Origin of the sequence: Acetobacter musti (assembly GCF_011516835.1) — a bacterium.
Classification (GTDB): Bacteria; Pseudomonadota; Alphaproteobacteria; order Acetobacterales; family Acetobacteraceae; genus Acetobacter; species Acetobacter musti.
The window spans coordinates 44,665-62,599 of record NZ_WOTB01000016.1 but is presented as its reverse complement, the minus strand read 5'-3'; the positions used below and the strand labels follow the sequence as shown (position 1 = coordinate 62,599).

The following is a 17,935-nucleotide window of genomic DNA, read 5'->3' as shown; positions in this document are numbered from 1 at the left end:
TGACCGCTTTCGATGACGTCATCCTCGAAACTTGACCGGATCGACCTCCGCATCCTTGCCGAACTGCAGCGGAACGGGAGACTGACCAATGTCGAACTGGCGCGACGTGTCGGTCTCTCCGCCAGCCCCTGCCTCATCCGCGTCAAACGGCTGGAAAAAAGCGGATATATCGCCAGCTACGGCGCGCAGATCGATCTGAACCGGATCAGCAGCCTGCTCACCGTCTTTACGGAAGTCACGCTCTCGGATCACCGCCGCGACGATTTCTCGCGCTTCGAGGCCCATATCCGCAAGGTCTCTTCCATCGTCGAATGTCATCTCGTCAGCGGCGGGTATGACTACCTGCTGAAATTCGTGACCCGCGACGTCGATCACTACCAGCAGACCATCGAAAGCCTGCTCGACAGCGGGATCGGGATCGAGAAATATTTCAGCTATATCGTGATCAAATCCCCGATCGTGAAACCCGCCGTGTCTGTCGACAGCCTGATCGAATAGCCCTCCGCGCCGGACCCCAGGCCGGCCCCGCGTCCATCATTCCGGTGTCGTCATCAAAACAGCAGGTTCTGCTGTCCCCGCCCGCGAGTCCGGTCGCATCTGCCGCCGGCTTTTGCCAGAGTGGTCTCACAGAGCGCCCTCATCCGGAGCGCCCTCAATGGCATGTTTCTGTAACCGGCATTCCTCCATAAGCGGACTGGGACCATCATGAACAAGGATCGCCTGATCCAGGCAGACCGGAACCATCTCATTCATCCCGTATCGGCATGGCGCGACCATGAAGAAACCGGCCCCCGGATTCTGAAATCCGGCAAAGGCGCCTGGCTGACCGATATCGACGGGAAGGAACTCCTCGACGGATTCGCCGGCCTCTGGTGCGTCAATGTCGGATATGGCTGCCAGAGCGTGGTCGAGGCGGCCACCGCCCAGATGACGGCGCTGCCCTACGCCACGGGTTATTTCGGTTTCGCCGGCGAGGCCGCGATCGAACTCGCCGACCGGCTGGCCGCCCTCACGCCCGGAAACCTTAACCGCGTCTTCTTCTCGCTCGGCGGCTCGGACGCCGTGGACAGCGCGCTCCGCTTCATCCGCTTCTATCAGCACGCCCGCGGCACGCCTGAAAAGAAACACGTCATCGGCCTCACTCGCGGCTATCACGGCTCCACCTATACCGGCGCCGGTCTGACGGCCCTCGCCGCCTTCCACCGCAACGCCGACGTGCCGCTCACATGGCAGCACCACATCCCCAGCCCGTATCCTTACCGCCATGAGGGCGACAGTTCCGACGCGGCGATCATCGCCTCCTCCGTCGCGGCGCTGCATGCGAAAGTGGAGGAACTCGGCGCCCGGAACGTCGCCGCCTTCTTCTGCGAACCCGTGCAGGGCTCCGGCGGCATCATCGTCCCGCCCGCCGGCTGGCTCACCGCGATGCGCGAGGCCTGCCGCGCCCTGGACATCCTCTTCGTCGCCGACGAGGTCATCACCGGTTTCGGCCGGACCGGCCCGCTCTTCGCCTGCGAACACGAGAATGTCGTGCCCGACATGATGACCGTCGCGAAAGGACTGACCTCCGGCTACGCCCCGATGGGCGCGGTCTTCATGTCCGAAGACATTTACACGACCATTCGTGACAACAATCCTCCGGGCGTCGCCGTCGGCCACGGCATGACCTACAGCGCCCACCCCGTCAGCGCCGCCGTCGGCCTCGCGGTGCTCGATCTCTATCAGAACGGCGTGCTGGCCAGCGGCGTGACGGCCGGCAAACGTCTTGCCACGCGACTGGACGCCATGCGCGGCCATCCGCTCGTGGGCGATGTCCGGATCAGCGGCATGCTGGCGGGCATCGAACTGGTGACGGACAAGACCCTGAAGACAAAACCGTCACCCGAACTCGGTATTTCAAAGAAGCTCGCGGCGGTCGGATACGAGGAAGGCGTCCTGTTCCGGGCCTTTGGCGACGATATCATCGGTCTCGCCCCGCCGCTGTGCTGCTCGGAGGAAGAGATCGACATTCTGTGCGACCGGATCACCCGCGTGCTCGACAGGGTCGGCGCCGATATCGGACGGTGACCCGAAGGATCGCTGCCTCTGACGGAACGGGAACAACGCCCGTTCCGTCACCCGTTTAACTTAACAAAACGGGATCAAAGGGACTGCGTCCCTTTGTGGGGTTCGGGGCAAAGCCCCGAAAAGCCACCGCACCTGCTCTCTGCAAAGCCTGCAAACGCCTTTTGAAACAGCCTCTCAGTGTTTCGGAGGAAAATCCCGAGGCACTCTCTCCCCGGAGGAAAGCTGCGCGGCCTGAGCGGCGACCCGCGTGTCCTGCTCGCGAATCAGCCAGTAGACGACACCCAGTGCAAGCACGGCGGCGGAGAAAGCCATCATCTCCATGGGCCGGACCTCGTTGAGATCGAGGATGATAAATTTTCTCGACACCGCCAGCAGCGCGATCAGCACGATCGTCCGGACACGCACCACGTCCTTGTTGTGCGAGAGGCTGATCCGCAGCGAACTCTTGAACTCCAGAGCGATAATGACCGTGAAGATGTTCCCGAAGACGCTCTGAAAGGTCGGCGCGTTCTCCAGGCTGATCTGACCGAACCACATCAGCCGCCAGACCTCCCTGGTCAGATTCCAGGTCGCGACAGTCGTGACAACCATGATCAGCGCCGTCAGGATCAGCATGATCAGAAGCTCGAAGCCTTCGTAGAGATTCATTTCCCGAAAACTGCGACCCAGACGAAGCGCCTCGCGGGAGAAAGGATCGTGGGGCTCGCCACCCTCTTTCGGGTTGTCCATAACTCTGCGTCCCTTTCCCACCATGATCCTTAAAAAGATTCGTTCCGGCCCGAATCTTTGCGAAACTTACCCCGCAACGCGGCGTATAGCGATCAGCAGCTCCCTCCGGTTTTCCTCCCGGTCACCCCAGGGCAGCATGTCAGCGTCCGGCAGCTCCCGCACTGATCGCCGTCACCGGACTTCGATAGCATTACATAAGACGTCTCCGTTCAGACAAAAAACAAATACAACAAATACAAACGGATGGCCCTGACATGATGGATCTTTCCGACATCCGGTCCCTGCTCGTCTATGCGCTTGTGATCGCAGGCCTTTCCGGCTGCATGCTGGGATTATCCGCCATGACCGGGACCAGACGGGCCGGCGCGGCGAGAGGCCGCTCCATGTCGCTGCCGTTCGAATCAGGAATCATCCCGACCGGCTCGGCCCATCTCCGTCTGCCGGTGCAGTATTATCTGGTAGCCGTGTTTTTCGTCATCTTCGACGTCGAAACGGCTTTTCTCTTTTCCTGGGCGACGGTCGTCAGGGACGCCGGATGGGCCGGATATGGCGCGGCCCTCGTTTTCATCCTCTTCCTCGCGGTCTCCCTGGCCTGGCTCTGGCGGGCGGGCGCGCTCGACTGGGGTCCCCTGCCCCGCGTCCTCCCCACAGACACTCTGGCGCCCAGCCCGGCACCCCCCGGCGAAAAGGGACGCACGGCATGACCTGGTCCCTCAGGCCCGCCACGGGCACACCGGCGGGGGCAAAAGCTCCGGCAGGACAGATGCCCACGGCGTCCGTCAGCTTCACGGAAACCATACGACGCAATCTCGTCATGGGACGGCTTCAGGATTTCGTCTCATGGGGTCAGAAGAATTCCGTCTGGCCGCTGAATTTCGGCCTGTCTTGCTGCTATGTCGAGATGGCAACCGCCTTTACCAGCAAATTCGATATCGCCCGCTTCGGCTCGGAAGTGCTGCGCTCCACCCCGCGCGAAGCCGATCTCATCGTCATATCGGGGACCGTGTTCGTCAAAATGGCGCCCGTGATCCGGCATCTTTACGACCAGATGCTGGAACCGCGCTGGGTGATCTCGATGGGGTCCTGCGCCAATTCCGGCGGCATGTACGACATATACAGCGTCGTGCAGGGCGTGGACAGCTTCCTGCCGGTCGATGTCTATGTCCCCGGCTGCCCGCCACGGCCGGAAGCTCTCCTGGAAGGGCTGATGCTGCTGCAGAAATCCATTGGCGCGCACAGGCGTCCTCTGAGCTGGATGGTCGGAGAACAGGGCGTGGAGGCCATCACGCCTCCCAGCCTGCGGGACGCGAAACGCAGCACCCGCCGGACCATGCGGGATCTTCGCTCGCCGGACGGGATCTGACGCCATGACCCTCACCGCCACCGTCTCAGCCGGACTGACCAGACCGGACGCGCTGACGGGAGCGGTTTCCGATCTGTGTCATTCTCCCGTCATCCTGGCATCGCAGCAGGAACGCGACGGCGTGCGGGTCCTGTGGATCGCGGCGTCCGATCTGCGTCCCGCCCTCGCCAGGCTGAAGGAACAGGGCGCCGACGCGCTCATGCTCTTCGACGTGACCGCGATCGACGAACGCGGGCGCCTGCACCGGAACGGTCAGCCCGAGGCGAGCTTCACGGTGGTGTATCACCTGATGTCCCTGGCCGCGCGCGCCGATGAAATCCGGATCAAGGTTCCGCTGACCGGCGACGCGCCCGAACTGCCGGGGATCAGCGACCTCTGGCCCAACGCCAACTGGTATGAACGGGAAATCTGGGACCTGTTCGGCATCCGGTTCACCGGCCACCCTTTCCTGCGCCGTATCCTGACACCGCCCACATGGACGGATCACCCGCTGCGCAAGGATCATCACGCCCGCGCCACCGAGATGCCGCCTTACAGCCTCACGGAAGATCAGGAACAGCACGAACAGGAGGCGCTGCATTTCGATCCCTCCCTGTGGGGCATGAAGCGGCACAGCGACCACAGCGACTTCATGTTTCTCAATCTCGGCCCCAATCACCCGAGCGTGCACGGCGTCTTCCGGATCATTCTGCAGCTGGAAGGCGAGCGCATCGTCGACGCCGTGCCCGATATCGGCTTTCACCATCGCGGCGCGGAGAAGATGGGAGAGCGCCAGTCCTGGCATACCTATATCCCGTATACCGACCGTGTGGACTATCTCGGCGGGGTCATGAACAATTTCCCCTATGTGATGGCGGTCGAAACCCTGGCCGGCATCACCGTCCCGCCCCGCGCGCAGATGATCCGGGTTATGCTGGCCGAACTGTTCCGCATCGCCAGCCATCTCGTCTTCTACGGCACGATGGCCCAGGATGTCGGACAACTCTCTCCTGTGTTCTACATGTTTACCGACCGGGAGCGTGTCTTCGGGATCATCGAGGCCATCTGCGGCTTTCGCATGCACCCGGCCTGGTTCCGTATCGGCGGGGTGGCGATGGACCTGCCCGCCGGCTGGGACGGGCTGATCCGGGCCTTTCTCGACGATCTGCCGAAGCGTCTCGATGAATACGACGCGATGGTGATGCGTAATCCCTTCTTCCGCGCCCGCACGAAAGGCATCGGCGCCTACACCGCCGCGGAAGCCGTGGAATGGGGCGTCACCGGACCGGGGCTGCGCGCCTGCGGACCCGCCTGGGATTACCGCAGGCACGCGCCCTATGCCTGCTACGATCAGCTCGAATTCGATATCCCCACCGGCACGAACGGCGACTGTTACGACCGGATCGCCGTGCATGTCGAGGAGATCCGCCAGAGCCTGCGGATCATCCGCCAGTGTGTCGACAACATGCCGGCCGGCCCGGTGAAAGCGGATCATCCGCTCACAGCGCCGCCGCCGAAAGCCCGGACGATGCAGGATATCGAGACCCTGATTCATCATTTTCTCAGTGTCAGCTGGGGACCGGTCATTCCGCCCGGAGAAGCCCGCGCCTGTGTCGAGGCCACGAAAGGACTCAACAGCTACACCCTGATCAGCGACGGCGGCACCACCTCCTGGCGGACCCGCATCCGCACACCCTCCTTCGCCCATCTGCAGATGATCCCGCTCCTCAGCCGCGGCGTGATGATCGCCGACCTGATCGCGATCATCGGCAGCATCGATTTCGTGATGGCCGATGTCGACCGCTGACCACCCGCTCCCCGTCCCGATGCAGACGGAAATCCTCGCTCTCGCAAAAGCGGAACTGCGGCCGCGCGGCGCCGCGATCGCCGCCCTGCGCCTGGTCCAGGCCCGTTTCCGATGGATCAGCACACCGCATCTGCGGGAGGTGGCGCGGCTCCTCGACATGTCGCCCGACGATCTCGACGGCATCGCGACATATTACAATCTGCTGTTCCGCAAACCGGTCGGGCATCATGTCATCCTGCTCTGCGACAGCGTCTCCTGCTGGATCATGGGACGGGAGCGTCTCTGCGCGCATCTCCGCGAAACACTGGGCATCCGGCCGGGAGAAACCACGCCGGACGGCGCCATCACCCTTCTGCCGACCGTCTGCATCGGGCACTGCGACCACGCGCCGGCCATGCTCGTCGATGAAAGCCTGCACGGCGATGTCGATGTGAAACATCTCGACCGGATCACGGACAGTCTGAGGGAGTCGCACCGATGAACCTGGCCGTCCGTCCGCTGACCGCGATGATCGACCCCGAGGCCGGCCCTCCGGACTGCGCGACCTACGAACAGCGCGGAGGCTGGCAGGCCACGCGCCGGACGCTGAACGGCCTCGCCCCGGGCGAGGTGATCGACATCGTCACGCGCTCCAGGCTGCGCGGCCGGGGCGGCGCCGGGTTCGGGACCGGCCAGAAATGGAGCTTCGTTCCGAAAGAACCGGCTTCGGAGCGCCGGAAATATCTCATCGCCAACGCCGACGAGATGGAACCGGGCACCTTCAAGGACCGGTGGCTGCTGGAAGGAAACCCGCTGCAGCTCATCGAAGGCATGCTGCTGGCGGCATACGCCATCCAGGCCGGGCATGGCGTCGTCTTTCTGCGCGGCGAATATCATCTTGCCTGTCAGCGTCTGGAACGGGCCATTTCCGAAGCGCGGAGCCGCGGCTGGCTCGGCGAGAATATCCTTGGCTCCGGCTTCAGTTTCGACATCCACGTACATTCCGGCGCCGGGCGCTATATCTGCGGCGAGGAAACCGCCCTTCTGACCGCGCTGGAAGGACGGCGCGCGACACCGCGCAGCAAGCCGCCCTTTCCGCAGACAGGCGGCCTGTGGGGCGCGCCCAGTGTCGTGAACAATGTCGAGACACTCTGCAATCTTCCGCATATTCTCGTCAACGGGCCGGAATGGTTCGTCGGTCTCGGCACGGGCGGCGACGGCGGAACCAAGCTGTACGGGGTCAGCGGCCGCGTGCGTCGTCCGGGCGCATGGGAACTGCCGATCGGCACCCCGCTGCGCCAGATCATCGAAGACCATGCGGGCGGCATGCGGCCCGGCTACGAACTGCGCGCGCTGCTGCCGGGCGGCGCATCGACCGCGTTTCTCGATGTCACATCGCTCGATATCGCGATGGATTACGGCTCCGTGGAGAAAGCCGGAAGCCGTCTCGGAACCGGGACGGCCATCATTCTCGACGACCGCACCTGTCCCGTCGGCATGATCCTCAATCTCGAGCATTTTTTCGCTCAGGAATCCTGCGGCTGGTGCACGCCGTGCCGCGAGGGCCTGCCCTGGGTGGAACGTCTGCTGGCCGCGATCGAGGAGGGCACGGGCGAACATGACGATCTCGACCAGCTCGCCCGCCATGGCCGGATGCTCGGCATGCCGGGGCGAACCTTCTGCGCGCACGCGCCGGGGGCCATGGCGCCCCTCGCCAGCGGCCTGAAGCTCTTCGCCGAGGATTTCGCGGCCCATATAACCCGGCGCGGCTGCCCGCTGCGCCACGCCGCCTGACGCCGGAAAGGGAGCGGGATCATGATCACCATCCGGATCGACGGACGAGACTGCCCCAGCCGGCCCGACATCAATCTGCTGCACGCCTGCCTGGAAGCCGGGGCGAACCTGCCCTATTTCTGCTGGCATCCCGAGCTTGGTTCTGTGGGCGCCTGCCGCCAGTGCGCGGTCACACAGTTCAGCGGGCCGGAGGACAAAACCGGCCGGATCGTGATGGCCTGCATGACCCCGGTGAGCGACGGCGCCATCGTTTCGATCGACGATGCCGGCGCAAAGGAATTTCGGGAAGGCGTCATCGAATGGATGATGGTCAGCCACCCTCATGACTGCCCGGTCTGCGAGGAAGGCGGCGAGTGCCATCTTCAGGACATGACCGTCATGACCGGTCACAACACCCGCCGCTACCGGTTCACGAAACGCACCCATCGCAGCCAGAATCTAGGCCCTTTCGTAAAGCACGAGATGAATCGCTGCATCGCCTGCTATCGCTGCGTGCGGTTCTATCGCGATTACGCGGGAGGCGACGATCTCGCCGTGTTCGGCTCCCATGACAATGTCTGGTTCGGCCGCGCGGAGGACGGGACGCTGGAGAACCCCTTCAGCGGCAATCTGGCCGAAATCTGCCCGACCGGCGTGTTCACCGACAAGCCGTTCTCAGGCGTCTACAGCCGCAAATGGGACCTGCGCGGCGCGCCGTCCGTCTGCGTGCACTGCGCTGTGGGCTGCAACACCATTGTTAACGCACGTGAAGAAACCGTCAGGCGGATTCTCAATCGATACAATGAGGACGTCAACCGCTACGTGCTGTGCGACCGTGGCCGGTTCGGCCATGGCTTCGTCAGCGCATCGTCCCGTATCCGCGCGCCGCTGCGGATCATCGACGGGCAGCGGATCGCCGTTCCCACCCAGGACGCGATGACGCAGTTCGCGCGCATGGCCGCGAATGGCGCGGTGGTGGGCATCGCCTCGTCGCGCGCCTCTCTCGAAACCTGTTTCAGCCTGCGCATGCTGGTCGGCGCCGACTGTTTTTCGACCGGCCAGACGGAGCAGGAGCAGAGCTGCGCGGAACTGGCCCACACCCTTCTCGGGCAGCATCCGGGCCGTCTCCCGACCCTGCATGAGATGGAAAGCGCGGACGCGGTCCTGATTCTCGGCGAGGATGTCTGCGCCACTGCGCCCCGGCTCGGGCTGTCGCTGCGCCAGTCCGTCCGGCAGCCCGCTTTCCACGCCGCCGACGCCACGAAAGTGCCGCGATGGATGGACGCCGCCGTCCGCACCCTGGGAACGGAATGCGCCTCCGGCCTGTTCGTCCTCACCCCCGCCCCCACCGACCTGGACAGCATCGCCGGAGAAACGCGGCGCGCGGCCCCCGACGACATCGCCCGCCTCGGCTTCGCCATCGCTCACCGGATCGACGCGGGAGCCCCCGATGTCCCGGATCTGACGGAAGAAGACGCCCTGCTGGCCGACCGGATCGCCACCGCGCTGATGGCAGCGAAAGAGCCGCTGATCGTCTCGGGCATGCAGTATGGCTCGCCCGCGCTGATGCGGGCCGCTTCCGGGATCGCTGCTGCTCTGGCCGGAAGAACGCCCATGGCCGGCCTGTCCCTGGTCCTGCCCGACTGCAACAGCATGGGCCTGGCCATGCTCGGCGGCCTGACGCTTGAATCCGTGATGATGAAGGCCAGATCAGGCGGGATCGGCACGCTCGTCGTGGTGGAAAACGATCTTACCCGCCGGCTCGACCCCGCATCCCTGGCGGAGCTGATGGAAGCAGTGCGCTCCGTCGTCATCATCGACCACAGCATGACGCCGCTCTGTCAGGACGCCACCCTCGTCCTTCCCGCCGCCGCTTTTTCCGAATACAGCGGCACGCTTGTCAGCCAGGAAGGCAGGGCGCAGCGCTTCTTCCAGGCCGTCTACGCCGCAGCCCCCGTTCAGGCGAGCTGGCGCTGGATTCAGGCCCTCGCCCGCAGCCGGAACGGGCAGGAGACGGGAGAGAAACCGGATACCGGAACACGCCCCGCCGCAACAGGACTGACCGGCTGGCGCACCCTGGATGATGTGCTCGCAGCGCTGGCGTGGGAATTCCCGGCCCTGGCCGGCGCGGTGAAGACGGCTCCCGATGCGGCGTATCGTCTTGAGAACCAGAAACTGCGCAGCCAGACATACCGCGCCAGCGGGCGGACCGTCATCCGGTCCCATATCAGCGTGCGCGATCAGCCGCCGCCCGCCAGCCCGGACACGCCCTTCAGCAGTTCGATGGAAGGCGCCTACACCACGGACATGCCCTCGCCTCTCGTGCCGGGCTTCCAGGTGCCGTCATGGAACTCCGTCCAGGCCCTCAACCGGTTTCAGCAGGAAATCGGAGGCAGTATGCGCGGCGGACCGTCGGGCGTCCGGCTGTTCGCCGACCGGACTCATGAAAACGGCAATCCCACACAGTATTCTTACAGCGCCGACATTCCGGAACCGTTCACGCCACGGAACGACGCCGTTCTCGTGCTTCCCGAAACGCGGCTGTTCGGCAGCGAGGAACTGAGCATGCTGTCCCCGCCTGTCGCCGCCCGCGCCGCGCCCGCCAGTCTGCGCGTCTCCGCCCGTAATTCAGCCAGTGCCGATGCAGGTGCTGCCTCTGCCAGCGCCGGTGCGGACGCCACCCCGCGCGCATCCGTCACGCTGCACCTGACGGACGGTCCGCACGTGCTGCCCGCGGAACCGCTGCCCGGCCTGCCGGACGGGATCGTTCTCTGTCCGTCCCATATGGTGGCGCCCGGTTTCGTCTTTCCCCGCCTCGCGCATCTGACCTTCGCCGCTCCCGAAGGAGACCGGTCATGACACCGCTTCCCCTGCTGTCCATCCTTCTCACGCCGCTGATCATCCTCGCCCTCGCCACCCTGCTGACCTGGGTGGAACGACGCCTCCTCGGATTATGGCAGGACCGCTACGGCCCCAACCGCGTCGGGCCGGGAGGCCTGTTTCAGGCCGTGGCCGACGGCATCAAGCTGCTTTTCAAGCAGGACTGGATTCCGCCATTCGCCGACAGAGGCGTATTCGTGCTCGCTCCGGTCATCGGCATGATGACGGTCCTGATGTCATTCGCCGTCATCCCCGTCACCGCCCTGAGCGGCATCGCCGGAAACCTGAATGTCGGGCTGCTGTTCGTCCTCGCCATGATGGGGCTCGGCGTCTATGCGGTCGTCCTCGCGGGCTGGGCCTCGAACAGTAAATACGCCCTGCTCGGCGGCATGCGGGCCGCCGCGCAGATGATCAGCTATGAAGTCTTCATGGGAATTTCCCTGCTCGGCGTCGTCATGACCGCCGGCTCGTTCAGTCTGTACGACATCGTCACGGCGCAGACCCGCATGTGGTTCGTCATCCCCCAGTGCGTGGGTCTCATCGTGTTCCTTCTGGCGGGCATTGCCGAAACACACAGGCTCCCGTTTGATCTTCCCGAAGGCGAGAACGAGCTCGGCGCCGGGTTCCATACAGAATATTCCGGCATGAAGTTCGGGATGTTCTTCATTGCCGAATATGCCGGGATCGTCCTCATCTCCGCTCTCGTGACCACGCTCTGGCTCGGAGGCTGGCAGGGGCCGGTCCTTCCCGGAATCGTCTGGTTCGCGCTCAAGACCGGCGCGGTCGTCGTGCTGTTCATCCTGCTGCGGGCCGCCCTCCCGCGTCTGCGTTACGATCAGCTTATGGCGCTGGGCTGGAAAGTTCTGCTGCCCCTCTCCCTTCTCAATGTCACGGCCACCGGAACCGTCCTGATGCTGCGCTCAGCCGGATAAGGCTCCGAACGGAAAGGCATGTCCCATGCTCGATACCCTGCGCACCCTGATGCTGACTTTCCTGCACGCCTTCCAACGCCGCGTGACCGTGCAGTATCCGGAGGAACAGCCTTACCTGCCGCCGCGCTATCGTGGCCGGATCATCCTCTCACGCGACCCTGACGGCGAGGAACGATGCGTCTCCTGCAATCTCTGCGCCGTTGCCTGCCCGGTGGACTGCATCAGCCTGCAGAAGGCCGAACAGGACGGACGCTGGTATCCGGAATATTTCCGGATCAATTTTTCCCGCTGCATTTTCTGCGGATTTTGCGAGGAAGCCTGCCCGACCTATGCGATCCAGCTCACGCCCGACTTCGAGATGAGCGAATATGCGCGGCCGAATCTCGTCTATGAAAAGGACGATCTGCTGATCAGCGGGACCGGGAAATACCCCGATTACAGCTTCTGGCGCGTCGCGGGCGTCCCCATTCCCGGCAAGGAGCGGGGTGAGTCCGCGCATGAACGGCCCCCCGTCGATCTCCACAGCCTGCTGCCGTGACGCGCCATGCAGTTTCTCGCTCTCCTCTCCGCAGCCATCACGCTCATCGGGGCCATCATGGTCATCACGCGCCGGGTGGCCGTGCATGCCGTGCTCTGGCTGGTCGTCACCCTGCTGGCGCTCGCGGTGGTGTTCGCCCTGCTCGGCGCGCCGTTCGCCGCCGCGCTGGAAGTCATCATCTATGCCGGCGCCGTCATGGTGCTTTTTGTCTTCGTCATCATGATGCTCAATCTGGGACGACCGGACAGCGACCGGGAAAAGGAGTGGCTCAGACCCCGCGCATGGCTCGGCCCCGCTTTGCTCGCAACCCTTCTGTGCGGCGAACTTCTGTACACCCTCCCCTTCCGTCCTGACGACACCGCCGCGCCGGACCTGCTGACAGCGCGGGACGTGGGCCTGAGTCTGTTCGGCCCCTACGTGCTGATGGTCGAGCTGGCCTCGTTCCTGCTTCTCTCCGGTCTCGTCACGTCCTTTCACATCGGACGCCACCGGCTGAGGGAGCGCTGACATGTCCGTTCTTTCTCTCAGTGACGCATTACTGCTGGCCGCGCTGCTTTTCGCGACCGGTCTCGCCGGTGTGCTGGTGCGCCGCGATCTCCTGTTCATGCTGATGTCGCTCGACATCATGCTGAATGCAGCGGCGCTCGTTTTCGTGGCCGCCGGCGCGCGATGGCACGACGCATCCGGGCAGGTGATGTTCCTGATGATCCTCGCTCTCGCGGCCTCCGAAACGGCGGCCGGGCTTGCGATCATCCTGTGCCTGCACGCCAGAGGACGGCCATCGCTCGACGCCGATACCGGCAACCTGCTGCCCGGTAATCTGCGGTCTGGCAATCCGCTGTCTGGTAATCCGCAGCCCGGCAATCTGCAGCGAGGATAGGATCATGCCCGGATTTCTCCTGCCCCTGCTTATTCTCAGCCCGCTCGCGGCGTCGGTCATCCTGTTCCTCTTCGCGAAACGGATCTCCGCGCGGGGCGCCGGTCTGCTGGCGGCGGGGTCCGTCGGGTTCTCCGCCGTGATCAGCATGGTTCTTGCGTTTCTGCTTCTGTCCCGGACAAACGCTGATCCCTTTCAGATCACATTATGGGAATGGATGCGGACAGCGGACATCTCGGCCCACATGTCCTTCCTGCTCGATCCGGTCTCTCTCGTGATGATTCTTGTCGTCACAGTCGTCGGGTTTCTGATCCATCTTTATGCGGCCCGGTATATGGCCGACGATCCCGGCATAGCCCGGTTCTTTGGCTGCATGACTCTCTTCGTGGCCGCGATGCTCGTGCTGGTCCTCGCCTCGGATCTGTTCTGTCTGTTCATCGGCTGGGAAGGCGTGGGGCTCTGCTCCTATCTTCTCATCGGGTTCTGGTATGAAAATCCCGCCAATACCGCCGCCGCGCGCAAGGCGTTCTACATCACCCGGATCGGCGACACCGCCATGCTGTGCGGCCTGCTCCTGCTCATGACCTCCGCCGGCGGCTCCCTTCAGATCAGCCATATCCTGTCCGCCGTCACGACAGGCCAGCTTTCATCCTCCGTGGTTTCCGGAGCCGCGCTGTTCCTGCTCATCGGGGCTCTCGCCAAATCGGCGCAGATCCCGTTCCAGACCTGGCTGCCCGACGCCATGGCCGGCCCCACCCCGACCTCCGCCCTCATCCACGCCGCCACCATGGTGACAGCCGGCGTCTACCTCATCGCGCGTCTGCATATGCTGTTCACGGCGGCGCCGCTCGTCATGACTCTGATGGCCGTGACCGGCACGCTGACCCTTCTGATGGCGGCCTGCACCGCGCTCGTGCAGACCGACCTCAAACGGATTCTGGCCTGGTCCACTATCAGCCAGCTCGGCTACATGTTTCTGGCCCTTGGAACCGGGATATGGCAGGCGGCGCTCTTTCATCTGGTGACACACGCCTTCTTCAAGGCGCTGCTCTTTCTCACGGCTGGCGCCATCATCGCGCGCGTGCATCATGAGCAGAACATCTTCCGTATGGGCGGCCTGTTCCGCGCCATGCCGGGTGTCGCGGCCGCGTTTCTGGCCGGAGCGTCCGCGCTGGCCGGCCTGCCTCTGATCACAGCCGGTTTTTACAGCAAGGAAATGATTCTCTCCTCCGTCTGGCCCGCCTCGTTCGCCCTGGCACCGGGTCTCGCCCTGTCCGGACATCTGTTATGGGGCGCGGCCCTCGCAGGCGCTTTTCTGACTGCGCTCTATATCTTCCGTTGCGTGTTCATCATCTTCCCCGGACAGCCGCAAACCGCGATCTCCGGCCGGACACCGCGCCTCATGGCGATTCCGCTCGCCTGCCTCGCTTTTCTCTCCCTGGCCGGAGGCTTCGTGGAAATGCCGGACGCACTCGTCCCGGTCCACCTCTTCACCCATATGCTCGCCCCCGCCGCCGCTGGCTCCTCTGCCGCTATCTCTCCTGACGCCGTCTCCCATATAGCCATCTCCGGGGCTGAAGCGCCGCGCTGGCTTCTGCTCGCGGGCGGCATCGCACCCGTTGCCGGCCTCGCCGTCGCATGGGTTCTCTGGGGACGCACCAGACCCGTCATGCGGGAAGTCCCCGGACAGGCGGCCATCGTGAGTCTGGCCAGAGCCGGATCGGGAACCGACAGACTGTATGACGTCTTTTTTGTACAGCCCTTCCGTTTTCTCGCCTGGCTCACCCGGCACGATATCATCGACGGGCTGATAACCGGCGCCGGCAGAATGACCCGTCGCCTGAGCCTGTTTTTCCTTCAGGTAAGAGCCGGCTCGCTCGGCCTGGCGTCCGCGGGAACCATCACCATGACCAGAGAAGGCGATCTTCTGCTGACCCGTCTGCAGAATGGCCGGGTCCGCTGGTACGCGGCCTGGATCGTGGCCGGGCTGTGCGCCGCTCTCGCCTCGGCGCTGCTGGCATGAGCCCGCTTCCCGCCCTGGTGCTCCTGCCCTTTCTGGGCGGTATCGCCGCCTGGCTCGCCGACCGCCCCCGCGCCGCGACGGTCCTGCGAAACCGCGAGGCTCCGTGGCGGATCAGCCTCATGGTCCTCGTGATCGAAACGCTCCTGCTTCTGGCAGCCACCTTACGACCTTCCATCCATAACGGACCCTGGACCGATCATTTCTCCGTCCCATGGATTCCCGCCATGGGGATCGCGTTCCGGCTCGACATGGACGGACTTTCCCTGTCCCTGATCTGGCTCACCCTCATCCTGTCACTGCCCGCCGTCCTGCTGGCGACACGTCAGGTCAAAACGAATGCCGGAGCTTTCCATTTTCTGTTCCTGTCGACCATTACCGGAATCATCGGCACATTTCTCGCCACCGACCTGTTCCTGTTCTTCTTTTTCTGGGAACTGATGCTGGTTCCCATGTTCGTCCTGATTTCCGCATGGGGCCATGAGGACCGCCAGCGCGCCGCCATTAAATTCTTTCTCTTCACCCAGGGCAGCGGCCTGCTCATGCTGCTCTCCATCCTCGGTCTGGTCATCGCCCATTATCGCGCGACGAACGTTCTCACATTCGATTATTTCATCCTTGCCGCCACACCTCTGTCGCCTTCTTTATCTCTGCTGCTCATGTCCGGATTTTTCATCGCTTTCGCGGTCAAGCTTCCCGTCGTCCCGGTGCATGTCTGGCTGCCGGACGCCCATACCCAGGCCCCGACCGCCTGCAGCGTCCTTCTCGCCGGCGTGCTGCTCAAGACCGGCGGATATGGCATGATCCGTTTCAATGTCATGCTGTTTCCCGAAGCCGCCTCCCGCTTCGCGCCCGTGGCGATGGCGCTGGGCGTGGCCGGCATTCTCTACGGCGCGTGGCTGTCCTGCGCGCAGAACGACATCAAGCGCCTGATCGCCTACAGCAGCATCAGCCATCTCGGCTTCGTGCTGCTCGGAATCTTCACCGGATCACAGACCGGCATGCAGGGCGCGATCATTCAGATGCTGGCCCATGGCCTGAGCACAGGCGCGCTTTTCCTGATCGCCGGATCGATCCAGGACCGTCTGCACACGCGGGACATGCGGCAGATCGGCGGTCTCTGGGCCGCCATGCCCCGCCTGTCCGGCGCCGGCCTGTTTTTCGCCGTGGCGTCTCTCGGCATGCCCGGCCTCGGAAATTTCGCCGGCGAATTTCTGGTCCTGTTCGCCACCTGGCATGTCAGCCCGCCAATGGCGGTGCTGGCGGCCACCGGCCTGGTTCTCGCCGCGATCTATTCGCTGCGGATGGTGAACGGGATCTTTCTTGCGGCCCCTCTGGCGAGCCCGAAACCCGTGACGGATTTTCCGGCCGGACAGATGGCGGTTCTTGGCTGCGTCATGGCTTTTCTGCTCGTGCTCGGTCTGTATCCGCAGCCCTTCGTGACGTTTTCGGCGCCGTCTCCGCCTGCCGTCACGGCCGCGACCGGTGAAGGGGTCAGCCCCCCATGATTGTCCATGATCTTTTCCTGCCCTCACCGCTGCTCGCCCTCTCGGCTGGAACGATGGTTCTTCTCGCCTCCATCGCCTGGCGACGCTCGGCGGCGCGCAGTCTCTCCATCGGCCTGATCACATTTCTGGCGGCCCTGGCGCTGACGGGCCGCCATGTGGGTTCAGCACCCCCCGGCACGGTCACGCTCTTCATTCAGGACCGGTGGGCGGACTATAACGGCATTCTGATCGTTCTTTCCTCCATCAGTATTCTTCTTATGTCCTGGCGCGATCTGGCACGCGATCCGGCTCATCCGGCGGATGAAAGCGCGCTCCTGCTGCTGACGGGAACGCTGGGCGCCGTGGCCATGGTCTTCAGCGCAAACTATATCCCCTTCTTTCTCGGCCTTGAAATCCTCGGAATATCCCTGCTGGGTCTTGTCGCTTCCCGTCGTCTCCGCTTTCCGGAAGGCTGTGAAGCAGCAATGAAATATTTGATTCTGTCCGGACTGTCCTCGGCCATTCTTCTCTTCGGCGCCGGTCTCGCCTACGCCGTGACCGGCTCCCTGCATTTTACCCTGCCGGTCGCAGCCGGTTCCCCCGGCATTCAGACAGCCGCCACGATCATGATTCTGATCGGAATTTTCTTCAAACTCTCAGCCGTGCCCTTTCATCTGTGGCTTCCCGATGTCATGGAAGGCGCCCCCGTGCCGGTCGCGGCATTCATCGCCATGGTTTCAAAAATCGCGATATTTTCATCTCTTGTCCGGTTTTTCGGCACCGGACATCTGCCGTTTTACATGCAGAGCCTCATGCCGGCCGTCATTATTCTGACCATTCTCGGCGGAAATCTCCAGGCCTTACAGCAGACCAGCTTCACGCGGCTTCTCGCATGTTCCTCAATCGCGCATGTCGGGTATCTTCTCATCGCCGTCCTCTCACCAGGCCAGTTGCAGTCCGGCGTCATCACGATCTATCTCGCGGCCTATACGGCCAGCACCCTCGGCGTATTCGCCATCATCAGCGCCTTCGGATCACCGGGACATCCGGATGGCACCGAAATCGCCGACTGGAAAGGCCTGTTTTCAACCCGTCCTTTTCTCGCCGTCACACTGTCTCTGATGCTTCTTTCGCTTGCGGGCATTCCTCCCGGAATCGGGTTTTTCGCCAAGTTCGGGATCATCGCGACAGGCGTCGAACGGCAGCATGACCTGCTCCTGGCCGTTCTGGTGACCGGAAGCATCATCGGACTGTATTATTACCTGAACATCATCCGCGTCATGACCGGCGCAGCGACACCCCTGATGGTTCCGCCGCGAACCCGTCAGCCGGAACTTACTGTCCTCGTCACCGTTCTTACCATCATCGTGATTATCGGGGGACTGTTCCCCGCGCGTCTGCTTCGCCCGCTTCTGCCAGCACCCGCTATGACCCCGCCATATCAGGACGTGATGAAAGCATCCCGGTCCGGGTAGCAACCGGGCCACGCCTCCCCGATACAGCC

Annotated in this window: 15 protein-coding genes and 1 pseudogene; 15 read left to right on the top strand and 1 reads right to left on the bottom strand. The window is 63.7% G+C overall.

Annotated features, from left to right (window positions below; genetic code table 11):
- Positions 1–12: 12 nt before the first annotated feature.
- Both GOB93_RS12570 and GOB93_RS12565 read left to right on the top strand, forming a co-directional pair.
- Positions 13–498 (top strand): Lrp/AsnC family transcriptional regulator, encoded by a 486-nt coding sequence (locus GOB93_RS12570; RefSeq protein WP_173583853.1) that lies wholly within the window; start codon positions 13–15, stop codon positions 496–498.
- A 207-nt stretch (positions 499–705) separates the two neighbouring features.
- The gene (locus GOB93_RS12565; RefSeq protein WP_173583852.1) at positions 706–2,067 is read left to right on the top strand and encodes an aminotransferase class III-fold pyridoxal phosphate-dependent enzyme; all 1,362 of its coding nucleotides are present in this window, start codon (positions 706–708) and stop codon (positions 2,065–2,067) included.
- 174 nt (positions 2,068–2,241) lie between these two features.
- On the opposite strand, the gene GOB93_RS12560 is transcribed toward GOB93_RS12565, so the two are convergent.
- Positions 2,242–2,796 (bottom strand): phosphate-starvation-inducible PsiE family protein, encoded by a 555-nt coding sequence (locus GOB93_RS12560; RefSeq protein WP_173583851.1) that lies wholly within the window; start codon positions 2,794–2,796, stop codon positions 2,242–2,244.
- A 254-nt stretch (positions 2,797–3,050) separates the two neighbouring features.
- Between GOB93_RS12560 and GOB93_RS12555 the strand changes: the two genes are divergently transcribed.
- From GOB93_RS12555 to GOB93_RS12495, 13 genes and pseudogenes are all read left to right on the top strand, one after another.
- Entirely contained in the window at positions 3,051–3,500 is a 450-nt protein-coding gene (locus tag GOB93_RS12555) for an NADH-quinone oxidoreductase subunit A (RefSeq protein WP_173583850.1), read from the top strand.
- Positions 3,497–4,159 (top strand): NuoB/complex I 20 kDa subunit family protein, encoded by a 663-nt coding sequence (locus tag GOB93_RS12550; protein WP_408742399.1) that lies wholly within the window; start codon positions 3,497–3,499, stop codon positions 4,157–4,159. Before GOB93_RS12555 ends, GOB93_RS12550 begins: the two co-directional genes overlap by 4 nt.
- A gap of 4 nt (positions 4,160–4,163) precedes the next feature.
- A complete protein-coding gene (gene nuoC / locus GOB93_RS12545) occupies positions 4,164–5,945 on the top strand; it encodes an NADH-quinone oxidoreductase subunit C/D (protein WP_173583849.1) in 1,782 nt (593 codons plus the stop codon).
- A complete protein-coding gene (nuoE, locus tag GOB93_RS12540) occupies positions 5,932–6,426 on the top strand; it encodes an NADH-quinone oxidoreductase subunit NuoE (protein WP_173583848.1) in 495 nt (164 codons plus the stop codon). The genes nuoC and nuoE overlap by 14 nt, the downstream gene beginning before the upstream one ends.
- Complete coding sequence (gene nuoF / locus GOB93_RS12535) at positions 6,423–7,718, top strand: NADH-quinone oxidoreductase subunit NuoF (RefSeq protein ID WP_173583847.1); 1,296 nt, start codon at positions 6,423–6,425, stop codon at positions 7,716–7,718. The genes nuoE and nuoF overlap by 4 nt, the downstream gene beginning before the upstream one ends.
- A gap of 21 nt (positions 7,719–7,739) precedes the next feature.
- Positions 7,740–10,556 carry an NADH-quinone oxidoreductase subunit NuoG gene (nuoG, locus tag GOB93_RS12530; protein ID WP_173583846.1) on the top strand — a complete coding sequence of 939 codons (2,817 nt, stop codon included), beginning with the start codon at positions 7,740–7,742 and terminating at the stop codon, positions 10,554–10,556.
- Positions 10,553–11,509, top strand: a complete 957-nt coding sequence (gene nuoH, locus GOB93_RS12525) for an NADH-quinone oxidoreductase subunit NuoH (RefSeq protein ID WP_173583845.1) — start codon at positions 10,553–10,555, stop codon at positions 11,507–11,509. Before nuoG ends, nuoH begins: the two co-directional genes overlap by 4 nt.
- A 25-nt stretch (positions 11,510–11,534) precedes the next feature.
- Positions 11,535–12,047, top strand: coding sequence for an NADH-quinone oxidoreductase subunit NuoI (nuoI, locus tag GOB93_RS12520; protein ID WP_173583844.1), 513 nt, complete (start codon positions 11,535–11,537; stop codon positions 12,045–12,047).
- Positions 12,048–12,053: 6 nt separating this feature from the next.
- Entirely contained in the window at positions 12,054–12,554 is a 501-nt protein-coding gene (gene nuoJ / locus GOB93_RS12515) for an NADH-quinone oxidoreductase subunit J (protein WP_173583843.1), read from the top strand.
- A gap of 1 nt (position 12,555) precedes the next feature.
- Positions 12,556–12,864, top strand: a pseudogene (gene nuoK / locus GOB93_RS12510) (NADH-quinone oxidoreductase subunit NuoK); the annotation flags it as partial.
- A 67-nt stretch (positions 12,865–12,931) separates the two neighbouring features.
- The gene (gene nuoL / locus GOB93_RS12505; RefSeq protein WP_173583841.1) at positions 12,932–14,947 is read left to right on the top strand and encodes an NADH-quinone oxidoreductase subunit L; all 2,016 of its coding nucleotides are present in this window, start codon (positions 12,932–12,934) and stop codon (positions 14,945–14,947) included.
- Positions 14,944–16,452, top strand: a complete 1,509-nt coding sequence (locus GOB93_RS12500) for a complex I subunit 4 family protein (protein ID WP_173583840.1) — start codon at positions 14,944–14,946, stop codon at positions 16,450–16,452. The genes nuoL and GOB93_RS12500 overlap by 4 nt, the downstream gene beginning before the upstream one ends.
- Positions 16,449–17,906 carry an NADH-quinone oxidoreductase subunit N gene (locus tag GOB93_RS12495; protein ID WP_173583839.1) on the top strand — a complete coding sequence of 486 codons (1,458 nt, stop codon included), beginning with the start codon at positions 16,449–16,451 and terminating at the stop codon, positions 17,904–17,906. The genes GOB93_RS12500 and GOB93_RS12495 overlap by 4 nt, the downstream gene beginning before the upstream one ends.
- Positions 17,907–17,935 lie beyond the last annotated feature (29 nt).